This is a genomic window from Gammaproteobacteria bacterium, from assembly GCA_011375345.1.
Taxonomy (GTDB): domain Bacteria; phylum Pseudomonadota; class Gammaproteobacteria; order DRLM01; family DRLM01; genus DRLM01.
Genome location: DRLM01000075.1, coordinates 1 through 14,856, shown reverse-complemented (window position 1 = coordinate 14,856; position 14,856 = coordinate 1). Strand labels below are relative to the sequence as shown.

The window sequence follows — 14,856 nt, the reverse complement described above, 5'->3', positions numbered from 1 at the left end:
AGAGCCGCTCGGAACGAGCGCCTCAGGTGCTGGTTTCGCATTTGAACGAGACAGTGGGCCATGGGCCCATTTTTTATTTCGGCCGTACTATTTCGGAAGCCGGGGATGACAACGAGAGCGCCGGACAAGGTCGAACAGCCCATCGCCTCCGCGGTGGCGGCCCTGGGTTACGAACTGGTGGGTGTTGAATGCCTGCCCCAGGGGCGCCATTCCGTGGTGCGGGTGTACATTGATGCGCCGGCGGGCATCACCCTGGACGATTGCGAGCGGGCCAGCCATCAGATCAGCGGCGTGCTCGATGTGGAAGACCCCATCAAGGGGCAGTACATATTGGAAGTGTCTTCGCCGGGCCTGGACCGGCCCTTGTTTACAGCGGAGCATTTCAACCGTTTTGCCGGTGCAAAAGTGAAATTGCGTCTGACCCGTGCGCGCGACGGCCGCCGCCAGTTTACCGGCGTGTTGCTGGGCATGCGGGGGGGCGATGTGGCGATGAAATTGGACGACGGTGAGCTTTGCGTGCCGTTGGGAGAAGTCGAACGGGCGCGGCTGGTGCCCGAGTATTGACACGTAGTGATGAGCAAGCCTGTCCGCCGGCGGCCATGCCGCCGGGGCTTGAGGTGAGGCGAAAGCATGAACAAAGAGATTTTGTTGGTCGTCGATGCGGTCTCCAATGAGAAGGGCGTCGACAAGGAAATTATCTTTGACGCTATCGAGGCGGCTTTGGCGACGGCGACCAAAAAGCGTCACGGCGGAGAGATCGACGTGCGCGTGGCCATAGACCGGGAAACCGGCGATTACGAAACCTTTCGCCGGTGGGAAGTGGTGGCGGATGATGATGAGGACGGGTGGGAATCCCCCGAGCGCCAAGTGCGTCTTAGCGTAGCCCGGGAGCGCGATCCAGCCGCGCAGGTCGGTGACTTCATCGAGGAGCCCATGGAATCCATCGCCTTCGGCCGTATAGCGGCGCAGACCGCCAAACAAGTCATCGTGCAGAAAGTGCGCGATGCCGAGCGCGCCCAGGTGGTGGAGGCCTACCAGGACAAAGTGGGGCAGTTGGTCTCCGGTGTGGTCAAGCGGGCTGACCGTGGCAGTGTGACGCTGGATCTGGGGGGGAACGCCGAAGCCTTCATTTCCCGGGAAGATTTGATTCCCCGTGAACAGGTGCGCAGTGGTGACCGTTTGCGCGGCTATTTGCGCGAAGTGCGGGCCGAGTCGCGCGGGCCGCAGTTGTTTGTCAGCCGCACCGCACCGCAGCTGATTATTGAATTGTTCAAGCTCGAAGTGCCGGAAGTGGGGGAGGGCTTGATTGACATCCTGGGCGCCGCGCGCGACCCTGGATCGCGGGCCAAGATTGCGGTGCGTTCCAATGACCCCCGTATTGATCCCGTGGGCGCTTGTGTGGGCATGCGCGGTTCCCGGGTGCAGGCAGTGTCCAATGAACTGGCGGGCGAACGCATCGACATTATTCCCTGGGATGAAAACCCGGCTCAATTCGTCATCAACGCCATGTCGCCGGCGGAAGTGAAATCCATTGTGGTGGATGAAGACACCCACAGCATGGACGTGGCCGTGGCGGAAGAAAGCCTGTCCCAGGCCATTGGCCGGGGTGGGCAGAATGTACGTCTGGCCAGTCAGCTCACGGGTTGGGAGCTGAACGTCATGACCGAGGACGAGGCGGTTGAAAAAAGCGAAGCGGAAACCATTGCCCTGCAAAAGGCGTTCATGGAGCAGCTCGATGTGGATGAAGATGTGGCGGCGGTGCTGGTGCAGGAGGGCTTTTCCAGCATAGAAGAGATCGCTTACGTGCCTGTGCAGGAGCTGGAGGCCATCGAGGAATTTGACAGTGATATTGTCGAAGAGCTGCGTAACCGCGCGCGGGATGTCTTGCTGACCCGCGCTATCGCCACCGAGGAGCAAACGCCGGAACCGGCCCAGGACCTGCTGGAGATGGAGGGCATGGACCGGGCGCTGGCCTTTCGCCTGGCGGAGCACGGCGTGGTCACGCGGGAGGATTTGGCGGAGCAGTCGGTGGATGAGTTGCTCGATATCGAAGGGATAGACGAGCGCAAAGCAAGCGAACTAATCATGACAGCGCGGGCCCCCTGGTTTGCGGAAGAGCAGCAGGGCTAGCGGAACGAGAGAGTGCACATGGCTGAAGTGACAGTAAAGCAGTTTGCGGAAGTGGTCGGTATCCCGGTGGACCGGCTGTTGGTTCAGCTCGAACAGGCGGGTTCCTCCATCACTTCGCCGGAGCAGACCATCTCCGACAAAGAGAAGGTGGAATTGCTGAGCTATCTGCGCCGCTCTCACGGTGCGGCTGAGGTGTCGGCAGTGGGCGAGCCCCAGAAGATCACCTTGAAAAGGCGTACCGTCAGCGAGCTGCGCCAGTCCGGGCCGCAGGGCAAGAGCAAAACGGTCAACGTGGAGGTGCGCAAGCGCCGCACCTACGTCAAACGCAGCGTGGCCATGGCGGATGAGGCGGCGCGCATTGAAAGCCAGTTGGCGGAGCGCGAGCGGCAGGAAGCCCTGGAACGCCAGCAGCGTGAAGAGGCGCGCCGGCGCGAGGAAGAGGCACGGCGCCAGGCGGAGGAAGCCGCGCGTCAGGAAGAAGAGCGCCGCCGCAAAGCCGCGGAAGAGGCAAAGCAGCGGGCGGAGGAAGAAGCTGCCAGGCGCCGCGCCGAAGAGGAGGCCGCCAGCCGGGCCCGCAAAGCCGGCGAAGAAGGGGCGCGTCGTGCCGCCCCTGCTGCGCCGGAGAAAAAAGAAAAGCGCCGGCCAGCCAAAAAAGAGAAGGAAAAAGAAGCTGCCGATGCCCGTGCCACCAAATACGGGCGCAAGGAACTGCATCTCACCGCTGGCAAAACCGGCCGTCGCAAAGGCAAGCAAAGCCGCGCCAAGGGCGGTGTCGCGGTGGGGGGAGGCAAGCATGGTTTCGCCCGGCCCACCGCGCCCATTGTGCGCGAGGTGAGCATTCCCGAAACCATCACCGTGGCCGAGCTGGCGCAAAAAATGTCGGTCAAGGCCACTGAAGTCATCAAGTTCATGATGAGCCTGGGCACCATGGCGACCATCAACCAAGTGTTGGACCAGGAAACGGCCACCCTGGTGGTGGAGGAAATGGGGCATGTGGCCAAGCCGCTGCAAGATGTGGAAATGGAGCTGGAGGCCGCGGATGCCGGCAAAGCGCAGGGTGAAGCCCTGCCCCGCGCGCCGGTGGTGACCATCATGGGGCACGTTGACCACGGCAAAACCTCGCTGCTGGACTACATTCGCCGTAGCCGCGTGGCCGCCGGCGAGGCCGGTGGTATCACCCAGCATATCGGCGCCTACCACGTGCAGACCGGGCGCGGCATGATCACCTTCCTCGATACTCCGGGGCACGCCGCGTTTACCGCCATGCGGGCCCGTGGTGCCCAGGTGACGGACATCGTGATATTGGTGGTGGCGGCGGACGACGGCGTGATGCCTCAAACTATGGAAGCCATCCAGCATGCCAGGGCAGCAGGTGTGCCGCTGGTGGTCGCGGTCAATAAAATCGACAAGCCGGATGCGGATCCAGAGCGGGTCAAACAGGAACTGGTGGCCCAGGAAGTGGTGCCCGAAGAGTGGGGCGGCGATGTCATGTTCGTTCCGGTTTCCGCCAAGACCGGCCAGGGGGTGGATGATCTGCTCGAGGCCTTGTTGCTGCAAGCCGAACTGATGGACTTGAAGGCAGTGAAAGAGGCTCCCGCCCACGGCGTGGTGGTGGAGTCCACCCTGGAAAAAGGGCGCGGGCCGGTGGCCACGATTCTGGTGCAATCCGGCACCCTGCGCAAAGGCGATGTGTTGCTGACCGGCCATGAATACGGCCGGGTTCGCGCCATGTTTGATGAAAACGGTCATTCCGTGGACGAGGCCCCCCCTTCCACGCCGGTGCAGGTTCTGGGCCTGTCGGGTACACCCAACGCGGGTGATGCGGCCGTGGTGCTGGCTGATGAAAAGAAAGCCCGTGAAATCGCGCTGTTCCGGCAGGGCAAGTTCCGCGATGTGGCGCTGGCGCGCCAGCAAGGCGCCAAGCTGGACGAGATGTTCTCTCAGATGGGGCAGGGCGAGGTCAATACCCTGAATCTGGTGGTAAAAGCTGACGTGCAGGGTTCTTTGGAAGCCTTGCGCGAATCCCTGATCAAACTGGGCACCGATGAAGTGCAGGTGAAGCTGGTGGGCAGCGGGGTCGGTGGTATCACCGAGTCTGATGTCAATCTGGCACTCACTTCCCAGGCCGTGGTGGTGGGCTTTAACGTCCGCGCCGACGGTTCCGCCCGCCGGGTGGCTGAGGAACGCGGCGTGGAAGTGCGCTATTACAGCGTCATTTACGATGTGATTGAAGATGTGCGCCAGGCCCTGTCCGGCATGCTGTCACCGGAAATCAAAGAGCAGATCGTCGGTCTGGCCGAAGTGCGGGATGTGTTTCGCTCGCCCAAGCTGGGCGCCATCGCCGGCTGCCTGGTGGTGGAGGGCACGGTCAAACGCGACAACCCCATCCGCGTGCTGCGGGACAACGTGGTGATTTACGAGGGTCGCCTCGAATCCCTGCGGCGTTTCAAGGACGACGTCAATGAAGTGCGGGCGGGTACGGAATGCGGCATCGGTGTGAAGGATTACAATGACGTCAAGCCCGGCGACCAGATCGAGGTGTACGAACGCGTCGAAGTGGCGCGGGAAATCTGAAGCGGCATAGCATTCCGGCACCCGTCCCATGGCGAAAGAATTCAGCCGCGCGGAACGTTTGGGCGGCCAGATCCAAAAGGAGCTGGCCGTTTTGCTGCAGTCCGGAATCCGCGACCCCCGGCTTCGGTTTGTCACTGTTTCCCACGTCTCCTTAAGCCGGGATCTGGCTCATGCCAAGGTCTACGTTTCCATGTTGGCGCAGAGCGGGGAGGTGAATGAGGTCGTGCGCGCGCTCAATCATGCCGCGGCTTATTTGCGCCGTCAGTTGGGGCGCCGGATTGTCACCCGCATAGTGCCGGATTTGCAGTTCATTTATGACGATTCAATGGAACAAGGCAACCGGGTGGCAGCCCTGATCGAGGGCCTGAAAGCCGGACAGCCAAACGACAAAGAGTGAGTTGAAGTGGTACGCCGTAGCAGAGGAAGAATTATCGATGGCATCGTGCTGCTGGACAAGCCGGTAGGCATGACCTCCAATGCCGCGCTGCAGGCCGTGAAGCGGGCCTTCAGGGCGCGCAAGGCCGGTCACACCGGCAGCCTGGATCCCCTGGCCAGTGGCCTGTTACCCATTTGTCTGGGTGCGGCCACCAAGTTGTCGCCCTTTTTGCTGGAATCGGACAAACGTTATCTCGTGACCGTGCGCCTGGGAATCAAAACCACCACGGGAGATGCTGAAGGTGACCTGGTCGAACACCAGGAGGTGGCAGGGTTCAGTGATGAGCGTGTCGACGAGGTGCTGATGTTTTTTCACGGCGCCATTCAGCAGGTGCCGCCCATGCACTCCGCCATCAAACACAAGGGGCAGCCTCTTTACAAGCTCGCTCATCGCGGTATCGAAATCGAGCGCCAGGCCCGCACAGTGCGCATCGACGAGTTGCGCCTGCTTCGCAACGAGGGTGAGACCCTGGAATTGGAAGTGGCCTGTTCCAAGGGGACTTATGTGCGCACACTGGCGGAAGACATTGGTGTGGCCCTCGGTACCGTCGCTCACGTGGCCGCTTTGCGCCGCACCGGCGTCGGGCCGTTTGCCGACACTCAGTCGGTGACCCTGGAAGCGGTGGAAACATTGGCCGAAGAAAACCATCAGCGTCTGAGTGAGCTATTGTTACCTATGGAATCGGCCTTGGCCGCGTGGCCCGATGTGTGCCTTTCGGAAGACATGGCCTATTACATGCGCCAGGGGCAGGCGGTGTTCGTGCCTCGCGCGCCCACCAGCGGCTGGGTGAAGTTGCGCGACGCCCGCCAGCGTTTTCTGGGCGTGGGTTGTGTCCTGGCCGACGGCCGCGTTGCGCCCAAGCGTTTACTGGGTTCCACGGGATGAGCGCCGCGTCCGTTTTTCCTGAATATTTGCTGAGTTTTTCTTGTGCGTATTTGTCAATGGCAGGTAAAATACGCGCTTTTATCAGTTCCCAACCAGTTGGAGTACCGCGTCCATGGCATTGAGCAGCGAAGCCACGCAGCAGATCATCGAGCAATATCAGCGCAGCACCGGCGATACGGGTTCGCCCGAAGTGCAGGTGGCCCTGTTGTCGGCGCGCATTAACCAGTTGTCCGAGCATTTCAAGGATCATGCCCACGATCACCATTCGCGCCAGGGGCTGTTGAAAATGGTGAGCCAACGGCGCAAGTTGTTGGACTACCTTAAGAAAGCCGATTTGGAACGCTATCGTAGCCTGATTTCTCGCCTGGGATTGCGGCGCTGAGCAAAGCGTTTCCGCAGCGTGTGCTTCTGCCCGTGCGGACAGCGCCGCGGCCCGGGCGGGGCCCTCGTACCACCTCTTATACTTCTCTTGCGTAAGGAATCACTCGTGACACCGCAAAAAAAAGTTTTCCAGTACGGCGAGCACACCGTAACCATTGAGACCAATGAAATCGCCCGCCAGGCCTCTGGTGCGGTGTTGATCAGCATGGGCGACACGGTCGTGCTGGTGACGGCCGTTGGTGTGAGCGAAGCGGTGGAGGGGCGCGACTTCTTTCCGCTTACCGTCAATTACATGGAACGCACTTACGCGGGGGGCAAGATTCCAGGCGGTTTTTTCAAGCGCGAAGGGCGTCCCACCGAAAAGGAAACGCTGACCTCAAGGCTGATCGACCGGCCACTGCGCCCTTTGTTTCCCAAGGGCTTTACCAACGAAGTCCAGGTGATCGCCACGGTCATGTCCATTGACAAGGACATCGACCCAGACGTTCCCGCCATGCTGGGCGCGTCCGCCGCCCTGGCCTTGTCCGGTCTGCCGTTTGACGGCCCCATAGGTGCCGCCCGGGTGGGCTACAAAAATGGCGAATATGTGCTCAATCCCACGCTGACCGCGCTCAAAGAGTCCGAGCTGGACTTGGTGGTGGCCGGGACCGCAGATGCGGTATTGATGGTGGAATCCGAAGCCCGCCAGTTGCCGGAGTCGGTCATGCTGGGTGCGGTGATGTTCGGCCATGAGCAAATGCAAACGGCTATCCAGGCCATTGAAGAACTGGCCGCGGTTGCGGGCAAACCGGCCTGGGACTGGCAGCCGCCGCCCGTGGATGAGGCACTGCAGCAAGCCGTGGCTGAACGCTGCGCCGCGGCCCTGGCTGAGGCCTATCAGATTGCCGAGAAGCAGACCCGTCAGCAGAAAGTGGCGGAGATCCGCCAGGCCGCCCTGGCTGAGCTGGCCGGTGAAGACTCGCTGTGGGATGCGGAACAGGTCCGCGATGCCTTTGGTGCCTTGGAAAAGAACACAGTGCGCAGCCGGATCCTCGCCGGCCATCCCCGCATCGACGGGCGTGACACCAAAACCGTGCGTCCCATTTCCATCCGGGTGGGCGTATTGCCGCGCACGCATGGTTCGGCCCTGTTCACCCGCGGTGAAACCCAGGCCCTGGTGGTGACCACATTGGGCACGGCGCGCGACGCCCAGGTGATTGATGCCATCGAGGGCGAATACCGCGAACCCTTTATGCTGCACTACAATTTTCCGCCCTACAGCGTCGGCGAGGCTGGCTTTGTGGGCAGTCCCAAGCGGCGCGAAATAGGCCATGGCCGCCTGGCCAAGCGGGGCGTGATGGCGGTGATGCCTGATATGGACGAGTATCCCTATACGGTAAGGGTGGTGTCGGAGATCACCGAGTCCAACGGGTCCAGCTCCATGGCATCGGTATGCGGTTCCAGTTTGTCCATGATGGATGCCGGTGTTCCCCTGAAAGCGCCGGTGGCGGGTATTGCCATGGGCCTGATCAAAGAAGGAGATCAGTTCCAGGTGCTGAGCGACATCCTGGGAGATGAGGACCACCTGGGCGACATGGATTTCAAAGTGGCGGGGACGGCCGGGGGCATTACGGCCCTGCAGATGGACATCAAAATCAAGGGGATCACCCGTGAAATCATGGATGTGGCCCTGGAGCAGGCCAAGGCGGGGCGCCAGCACATTCTGGGTGAGATGGCCAAGGTCATCGACAAGCCCCGCGAAGAGTTGTCCGAATACGCGCCGCGCTACGTCACCATGAAAATCAACCCCGAGCGTATCCGCGACGTGATCGGCAAGGGCGGCGCCACCATCCGCTCCATCACCGAGGAGACCGGGACCGAAATCGACATCACTGACGATGGCACCATCAAAATAGCGTCTGTGGACAAGGCCGCGGCCATGGAGGCGCGCCGCCGCATTGAAGAGATTACCGCCGATGTGGAAGTGGGCAAGGTCTATGAGGGCAAAGTGAGCAAGATCATGGATTTCGGCGCCTTTGTTACTATTTTGCCGGGCAAGGACGGCTTGGTTCATATTTCCCAGATTTCCGAGGAACGGGTGCAGAGTGTGTCCGACAAGCTCAGGGAGGGAGATATTGTCAAAGTCAAAGTCCTGGAAATCGACAAGCAGGGCCGGGTGCGGCTGAGTATCAAGGCAGTGGATCAATAGACGGCGGCACGTATCGCCGCAGTCAAGGGGGGCCGGGGGCCCCTTTTTTTGTTCCTGCGCCACCGTGTGGGCAAAGGTCCGCGAGCCCTTGAAATTGTCGCTGCGGTCCCAAATTTAAAGTCACAAATAGGGGATCTGTAAATCCCCCGGCTTTAGCCGGCATATGAGCTGTTGCGAAGCAACACCGGTTCGCAGTTATATGCCGATTCACGCGGATTGCGCATTGGTTGCAGTTCGTGGTTTTTTTCAGTCGGCCGAATGGCCGACCAATCCGGCTTCCAGCCGTAACCCGAAACCACCGGCTTTAGCCGGTGGAGTATTCATAGGGCAGCAGAGCAATTCAGGAGGCAACACACCATGGCTTATTCATCTTATGACCCCTTTTCGTTGATGGAGCAGTTGCAACAGGAAGTCAACCGCCTGTTTGACGCGCGCCAGCCGGAGGCCCGGGCCCAGGGCGTTGCGGTCACCAGTGACTGGGTGCCCCTGGTGGACATTCGTGAAAAGGATGAAGCCTTTGTCATCAGCGCGGACATTCCCGGCGTCGATCCGTCCCAGGTGGAGATCACCATGGAAAACGGTGTTCTTGCAATTCGCGGCAACCGGGAGGAATCAGGGAACGGCTTCAAACGGCGGGAACGCCCCATGGGCAGTTTCTATCGCCGCTTTGTCTTGCCGGATACCGCGGATGCCGAGGGTGTTACGGCCCAAGGGAAAAACGGTGTATTGGAAATCAACATCCCCAAGCGGCGTCAGGCACAGGCCCGGCGCATTAAGGTGGAGAGCTGATCCGATTTTGTCCGGGAGGTGATCGTATGGCGAATCTGCAACCTGTCAGGGAAGGTCTCGAACGGGCATGGTCTTCGTTGTCGGATGCCTGGCATCAGTTGCGGCAGCGGGCGGCGCAGGCGTTGACGCGTTTTACTCACAAGCAGGCCGAAGGCGGGCTGGAGTCGGCGGAGCAACAAGTGTTACGTTACGCCTCGCCGTGGGCGGTGCTGGCGGCGGATGTGAGTGCGACGGACCAGGATGTCATTGTCAAGCTGGAAGTGCCGGGCATGGAGCCGGAGGATTTCGATATCCAGGTGGTGGACGGTCTGCTGGTGGTCAGCGGTGAGAAACATTTTTCCCGAGAGCGGCGCAATGATCAGTTCTACACCATGGAGCGGGCGTACGGCCGGTTCCAGCGGGCAGTGCCCCTGCCGGTTGAAGTGGACGACAGCCAGGCCCGGGCCCGCTACCGTCGGGGCGTGCTCACCGTGACATTACCCAAGAGCGCGCGGGCACGCAGTCGGCGTGTTGAGGTCCGCGTTGATTGATCAAGATCAAGACAGCACCGTCCCGCGCTCCTGCCCCAAGGGGGGCAGGGGCGCGCGGCCTCTCTTAATAGCAAGACAGAGGCCCTCTGCCCGCCTGAGTATGTCATTCCCTGCCCTGAAGTTGGGCCAGTATGCCCTCGTTTTCCAGGGTGGAGGTGTCTTGGGTGATTTCCTCACCACGGGCGATGGCGCGCAGCAAGCGGCGCATGATTTTCCCTGAGCGGGTTTTGGGGAGGTTGTCCGCATAGCGGATGTCATCGGGCCGGGCGATGGGGCCGATCTCTTCGGCCACCCATTGGCGCAGTTCCTGGGTGAGCGCTTCATCCACCCCGCCGGCCGGACGCTGGCCTTTCAGGACCACAAAGGCGGCGATGGCTTCACCCTTGATTTCGTCAGGATGGCCCACCACGGCGGCCTCGGCCACCCGCGGGTGGGCCACCAGGGCCGATTCGATTTCCATCGTTCCCAGGCGGTGGCCGGAGACGTTGAGTACATCGTCAATGCGCCCCATGATCCAGAAATAACCGTCCCTGTCCTTGCGGGCGCTGTCGCCGGCCAAGTAGTATTTGCCGCCGAACTTGCCCCAATATGTTTTCCGGTAGCGCGCGTCGTCTCCCCACACGGTGCGCAGCATGGAGGGCCAGGGCTTTTTGATTACCAGATAGCCACCGCGGTCGGGTTCGGTGACGCTGTTGCCGGCCTCGTCCACCACGTCGGCCTCGATACCGGGCAGGGGCAGGGTGCAGGAGCCCGGCTTGGTGGGCATTGCCCCCGGTATGGGCGCAATCATGTGGGCGCCGGTTTCGGTCTGCCACCAGGTGTCCACAATGGGGCAGCGTTGTTTGCCGATCACCCGGTGGTACCACATCCATGCTTCCGGATTGATGGGTTCACCCACCGTGCCGAGCAGGCGCAGGCTGGACAGATCATAGCGGCCGGGCACATCGTCACCGGATTTCATCAGGGCCCGGATGGCGGTGGGCGCGGTGTAGAAGATGGTGACCTTGTGATCCTGGCAGATCTTCCAGAAGCGGCCGGCGTCGGGCACTGTGGGGGCGCCTTCGTACATCAGCATGGTGGCGCCGCAGGCGAGGGGGCCGTAGGTGACATAGCTGTGGCCGGTGATCCAGCCTACATCGGCGGTGCACCAAAAGAGATCGTTGTCGCGAATGTCGAACACCCACTTCATGGTAGTGATGGTGCACAGCAGGTAGCCGGCGCTGGCATGCTGGATGCCTTTGGGTTTGCCGGTGGAGCCGGAGGTGTAGAGCAGGAACAGAGGGTGCTCGGCGTTGACCCATTCCGGCTCACAATCGCTGCTCGCGCCCGCCATGACCTCGTCCCACCAGATGTCGCGGCCTTTTTCCATTGCAATGTCCTGGCCGCTGCGTTTTAGGACGATGACTTTTTCGATGCTGGCGCAGCCTTTGGCCAGGGCAGTGTCGGCGGCGCGTTTCAGCTCGACAATCTTGCCGCCCCGGTGGCCGCCGTCGGCGGTGATGAGAAAACGGGCTCCCGCGTCTTCGATGCGGTCTTTGAGGGACTCGGCCGAGAAACCGCCGAACACCACTGAATGAATGGCGCCGATGCGGGCGCAGGCCTGCATGGCGATCACCGCTTCCGGTACCATGGGCATGTAGATGACGACGCGGTCGCCGGCCTGGGCGCCCTGGGTTTTCAAGGCGTTGGCGAAGCGGCACACCTCGGCGTGCAGTTCACCATAGCTGAGGCGGCGTACATCGCCCTGTTCGCCTTCGAAGACGATGGCCGTTTTGTTGGCCTTGTGTTCCAGATGCCGGTCCAGGCAGTTGTAGGACACGTTTAATATCCCGTCGGAAAACCAGCGATAGTGGGGGGCATTTTCTTCATCCAGGATTTTGGTGAAGGGGGTGTGCCAGCGGAGTTCCTGGCGGGCGAGTTTCGCCCAAAATCCGGGATTGTCACCATCGGCGCGGCGCCGCATGAGCTGCATGTCCGCCGGCTTGATCCGGGCCTGTTCGGCAAACGAGGGGGGGGGTGCAAACTGGCGTTTTTCCTGCAATATCGATTCTATTTTTTCCTGTTCCATGTGTCCTCCCGGGTGGTTCTCCCATGCTGCGTCATGGTAGCAAGACACGCTGCCTGGTGCATCACCCGGACAGGGCGGGCGCGCTTTGAGGCATGGATCACAACGCGGAAAAATACTTGCCCTCACGGTTAAGCGGCACGGAGGCCTGTCCGATACCGAGGATGGTTGGCGGGGTGCTGCGTGGCAGCAGCCCCGCCTGGAGGAGAGCGGGTTTCAACAGCGGGTGACAACACGATGACCACAAGCATTTCGCGACTGGTGATTGAGAGCGTGGTGGAAGACGGCAGGCGGTTCCGCCCCAGTGACTGGATCGAGCGCCTGTCGGCCACCTGGGCCCAGTTCGGGCCGGACCACCGTTTGCACTATGCGCGTACGGTGCGGCCGCAAGTGCTCAATGGGGAGAAGTGCCTGGTGGTGGATCGCTCTCTGGAGCGGGACGACCCGGTGGCCTTTGATCATATACTGGCCTTCGCACGTTCCAACGGCTTGCGGATGCGTGACGAATAAAAAACGCCAGATCCCGGGTCAGTCCTGAGAGGCCGACCCTGTTCAAGCCGGTTCAGTCGCGCAGCTGCTTCTCGCGGATTTCGTCCAGGGTCTTGCAGTCTATGCAGAGCGTGGCGGTGGGGCGGGCTTCCAGGCGGCGGATGCCGATTTCGACGCCGCAGCTGTCGCAGTAACCGTAGTCGTCGTTGTCGATGCGGATCAGGGTCTGCTCGATCTTCTTGATCAGTTTGCGTTCCCGGTCGCGGGCGCGCAGTTCCAGGGTGAAATCCGATTCCTGGCTGGCGCGGTCATTGGGGTCGGGGAAATTGGCCGCCTCGTCCTGCATGTAATGCATGGTGCGGTCCACCTCTTCCATGAGTTCTTTTTTCCAGGCATTCAGAAGGGCGCGGAAATGGTCCTTCTGCCGGTCATTCATATAGGCTTCGCCCTTTTTCGGTTTATAGGGCGTGAAGTCCTTAAAGCCTTGAAGCGCCGTTGCTTTTTTCTTCTTCTGAGCGCCGCTGGATGTTTTGGCTGCGGGCATTACTTAAGTCTCCTGCAAAGCGAAGCTGACCTCTATACCAAATCGGGAATCGGTAAGCAAGAACCGGCTCTTTCGTGCGCTGTTGGCCAAGGCGACCCCCGGCGGGGCGCTATGGTAGCATGGCGCCTCCAAATTCCTAACATTCGGATCCATGACGCGAAAACTTGAGGCTTTGATTTTTGACGTGGATGGCACCCTGGCGGAAACCGAACGCCTGGGTCACCTGCCGGCTTTTAACCGCGCCTTCGCTGAGGCGGGTCTGGAATGGCGCTGGAGCGAGGCCCTCTACGGCGAGCTGTTGAAAGTGGGCGGTGGCAAGGAACGCATCACCCGCTACCTGCGTGATCACGGGGCCGTGCTCCCCCCCGCCATGGGGGAGGTGGCGGATGTGATACCGCGTCTGCACCAGGCGAAGAACCGCCACTACGCCGCGGCCATGGCCCGGGGTGAGCTGCCGCCGCGCCCGGGTGTGGTGCGCCTGATGAAGGAAGCGCAGGCGGGGGGGCTGCGGCTGGCCATTGCCACCACGACGTCACCGGAAAACGTTGATGCCTTGTTGACGCATTCCTTCGGCCCCGACGTCGCGGCGTGGTTCGACGTGGTCGGCGCCGGCGACGTTGTGCCGCACAAAAAACCCGCGCCGGACATTTATCACTATGTGCTGGATGAACTGGGGCTGTGTGCCCAGGCATGTCTGGCCCTGGAAGACACCGCCAACGGCGTGCAATCCGCCGTCGGCGCCGGTATTCCCACTGTGGTGACGGTGAGTGACTACAGCCGGGGCGAGGACTTCAGCGGTGCGGTGCTGGTGGTGGATCAGCTGGGGGAGCCGGACCGGCCCATGACCGTGCTGGGGGGGGATGCCTGCGGTCATCGCTGGGTGGATCTGGCCTTGCTGCGCAAACTGCATGCCAGGGCCGTGGGTGGGCAGCAGGTGTTGCATGGCGCTTGAACCCCGCCCCCTGGCCCGGCGCGCGGCGGCGATTCAGCCCTTTTACGTGATGGAACTCCTGGCCCGGGCCCGGGCCCTGGAAGCGGCGGGGCGCGACATCGTCCACATGGAAGTGGGCGAGCCGGATTTTCCCACCCCCGCGCCCATCGTTGAGGCCGGGGTACGTGCCCTGCGCGGCGGCCTGACCCGTTACACTCCCGCCACCGGGCTGCCAGCCCTGCGCGAGGCCATCAGCGCGTTCTATCAGCAGCGTTATGATTTGAGCATCGCGCCGGCGCGCATTGTTGTTACGCCTGGTGCCTCGGGGGCTCTGCAACTGGCGGTGGCCGCGCTGGTGGAAGCGGGCGCGCAGGTGCTCATGGCCGACCCCGGCTATCCCTGCAACCGCCATTTGGTGCGCCTGGTGGAAGGGGAGGTGGAGAGTTTGCCGGTGCGCGCGGAAGACGGCTTTCAACCCACCGTGGCGGCCGTGCAGTCCGCCTGGTCGGCGCGCAGTGCCGCCTTGCTGCTGGCCTCGCCTGCCAACCCCACGGGCACCTTGATGCCGGCCGAACGGTTGCGGACGATTGTTGATGTTGTGCACCGCGCCGGGGGCCGGGTGGTGGTGGATGAGGTTTACCACGCGCTGGTGTACGGTATCGCGCCGTCCAGCGCCCTGGCCGTGTCCGATGAACTGTTCGTGGTAAACAGCTTTTCCAAATATTTCGGCATGACCGGCTGGCGCCTGGGCTGGCTGGTGGCCCCGCCCGCTTACATCCCCTGCCTGGAGCGTCTGGCGCAAAACTTATTCTTGGCCGCCCCGACACCGGCGCAGCACGCCGCCCTGGCGGCGTTCGAGCCGGACACCCTGGCGATACTGGAACAGCGCCGGCGTGTCTTCCAACAACGGCGGG

The 14,856-nt window shown here is 61.9% G+C and carries 14 protein-coding genes; 12 read left to right on the top strand and 2 right to left on the bottom strand.

Annotated features, from left to right (window positions below; genetic code table 11):
* Positions 1-105: 105 nt before the first annotated feature.
* From rimP to ENJ19_05410, 9 genes are all read left to right on the top strand, one after another.
* Complete coding sequence (gene rimP, locus ENJ19_05450) at positions 106-564, top strand: ribosome maturation factor RimP (GenBank protein ID HHM05171.1); 459 nt, start codon at positions 106-108, stop codon at positions 562-564.
* A gap of 66 nt (positions 565-630) precedes the next feature.
* Complete coding sequence (nusA, locus tag ENJ19_05445) at positions 631-2,130, top strand: transcription termination/antitermination protein NusA (GenBank protein HHM05170.1); 1,500 nt, start codon at positions 631-633, stop codon at positions 2,128-2,130.
* An 18-nt stretch (positions 2,131-2,148) separates the two neighbouring features.
* The gene (locus ENJ19_05440) at positions 2,149-4,704 is read left to right on the top strand and encodes a translation initiation factor IF-2 (protein ID HHM05169.1); all 2,556 of its coding nucleotides are present in this window, start codon (positions 2,149-2,151) and stop codon (positions 4,702-4,704) included.
* A gap of 28 nt (positions 4,705-4,732) precedes the next feature.
* Positions 4,733-5,101, top strand: a complete 369-nt coding sequence (gene rbfA / locus ENJ19_05435) for a 30S ribosome-binding factor RbfA (protein ID HHM05168.1) — start codon at positions 4,733-4,735, stop codon at positions 5,099-5,101.
* Between the two features lie 6 nt (positions 5,102-5,107).
* Entirely contained in the window at positions 5,108-6,025 is a 918-nt protein-coding gene (gene truB / locus ENJ19_05430; GenBank protein HHM05167.1) for a tRNA pseudouridine(55) synthase TruB, read from the top strand.
* Between the two features lie 112 nt (positions 6,026-6,137).
* Positions 6,138-6,407 (top strand): 30S ribosomal protein S15, encoded by a 270-nt coding sequence (locus tag ENJ19_05425; protein HHM05166.1) that lies wholly within the window; start codon positions 6,138-6,140, stop codon positions 6,405-6,407.
* Between the two features lie 105 nt (positions 6,408-6,512).
* Positions 6,513-8,594 (top strand): polyribonucleotide nucleotidyltransferase, encoded by a 2,082-nt coding sequence (gene pnp / locus ENJ19_05420; GenBank protein ID HHM05165.1) that lies wholly within the window; start codon positions 6,513-6,515, stop codon positions 8,592-8,594.
* A 357-nt stretch (positions 8,595-8,951) separates the two neighbouring features.
* Positions 8,952-9,383 carry an Hsp20/alpha crystallin family protein gene (locus ENJ19_05415; GenBank protein HHM05164.1) on the top strand — a complete coding sequence of 144 codons (432 nt, stop codon included), beginning with the start codon at positions 8,952-8,954 and terminating at the stop codon, positions 9,381-9,383.
* Positions 9,384-9,409: 26 nt separating this feature from the next.
* The gene (locus tag ENJ19_05410; protein HHM05163.1) at positions 9,410-9,913 is read left to right on the top strand and encodes an Hsp20/alpha crystallin family protein; all 504 of its coding nucleotides are present in this window, start codon (positions 9,410-9,412) and stop codon (positions 9,911-9,913) included.
* Positions 9,914-10,016: 103 nt separating this feature from the next.
* Here ENJ19_05410 and acs read toward each other — a convergent pair whose 3' ends face one another.
* Positions 10,017-11,981 carry an acetate--CoA ligase gene (acs, locus tag ENJ19_05405; protein ID HHM05162.1) on the bottom strand — a complete coding sequence of 655 codons (1,965 nt, stop codon included), beginning with the start codon at positions 11,979-11,981 and terminating at the stop codon, positions 10,017-10,019.
* Between the two features lie 234 nt (positions 11,982-12,215).
* Between acs and ENJ19_05400 the strand changes: the two genes are divergently transcribed.
* Positions 12,216-12,488 (top strand): DUF3579 domain-containing protein, encoded by a 273-nt coding sequence (locus ENJ19_05400; protein HHM05161.1) that lies wholly within the window; start codon positions 12,216-12,218, stop codon positions 12,486-12,488.
* A 52-nt stretch (positions 12,489-12,540) separates the two neighbouring features.
* Here ENJ19_05400 and dksA read toward each other — a convergent pair whose 3' ends face one another.
* A complete protein-coding gene (dksA, locus tag ENJ19_05395) occupies positions 12,541-13,011 on the bottom strand; it encodes an RNA polymerase-binding protein DksA (GenBank protein ID HHM05160.1) in 471 nt (156 codons plus the stop codon).
* Between the two features lie 151 nt (positions 13,012-13,162).
* On the opposite strand from dksA, the gene ENJ19_05390 reads away from it, so the two are divergent.
* Positions 13,163-13,963 (top strand): HAD family hydrolase, encoded by an 801-nt coding sequence (locus tag ENJ19_05390; protein HHM05159.1) that lies wholly within the window; start codon positions 13,163-13,165, stop codon positions 13,961-13,963.
* A partial coding sequence (locus ENJ19_05385) for an aminotransferase class I/II-fold pyridoxal phosphate-dependent enzyme (protein HHM05158.1) occupies positions 13,953-14,856 on the top strand: 904 nt, incomplete at its 3' end. The genes ENJ19_05390 and ENJ19_05385, both read left to right, overlap by 11 nt.

Bases quoted from the DNA above. Each gene is read 5' to 3' on its own strand.
- ENJ19_05400 (HHM05161.1), top strand. From the start codon at position 12,216: ATGACCACAAGCATTTCGCGACTGGTGATTGAGAGCGTGGTGGAAGAC.
- dksA (HHM05160.1), bottom strand. From the start codon at position 13,011: ATGCCCGCAGCCAAAACATCCAGCGGCGCTCAGAAGAAGAAAAAAGCA.
- ENJ19_05440 (HHM05169.1), top strand. From the start codon at position 2,149: ATGGCTGAAGTGACAGTAAAGCAGTTTGCGGAAGTGGTCGGTATCCCG.
- nusA (HHM05170.1), top strand. From the start codon at position 631: ATGAACAAAGAGATTTTGTTGGTCGTCGATGCGGTCTCCAATGAGAAG.
- acs (HHM05162.1), bottom strand. From the start codon at position 11,981: ATGGAACAGGAAAAAATAGAATCGATATTGCAGGAAAAACGCCAGTTT.
- ENJ19_05415 (HHM05164.1), top strand. From the start codon at position 8,952: ATGGCTTATTCATCTTATGACCCCTTTTCGTTGATGGAGCAGTTGCAA.
- ENJ19_05390 (HHM05159.1), top strand. From the start codon at position 13,163: ATGACGCGAAAACTTGAGGCTTTGATTTTTGACGTGGATGGCACCCTG.
- ENJ19_05410 (HHM05163.1), top strand. From the start codon at position 9,410: ATGGCGAATCTGCAACCTGTCAGGGAAGGTCTCGAACGGGCATGGTCT.
- ENJ19_05425 (HHM05166.1), top strand. From the start codon at position 6,138: ATGGCATTGAGCAGCGAAGCCACGCAGCAGATCATCGAGCAATATCAG.
- rbfA (HHM05168.1), top strand. From the start codon at position 4,733: ATGGCGAAAGAATTCAGCCGCGCGGAACGTTTGGGCGGCCAGATCCAA.
- rimP (HHM05171.1), top strand. From the start codon at position 106: ATGACAACGAGAGCGCCGGACAAGGTCGAACAGCCCATCGCCTCCGCG.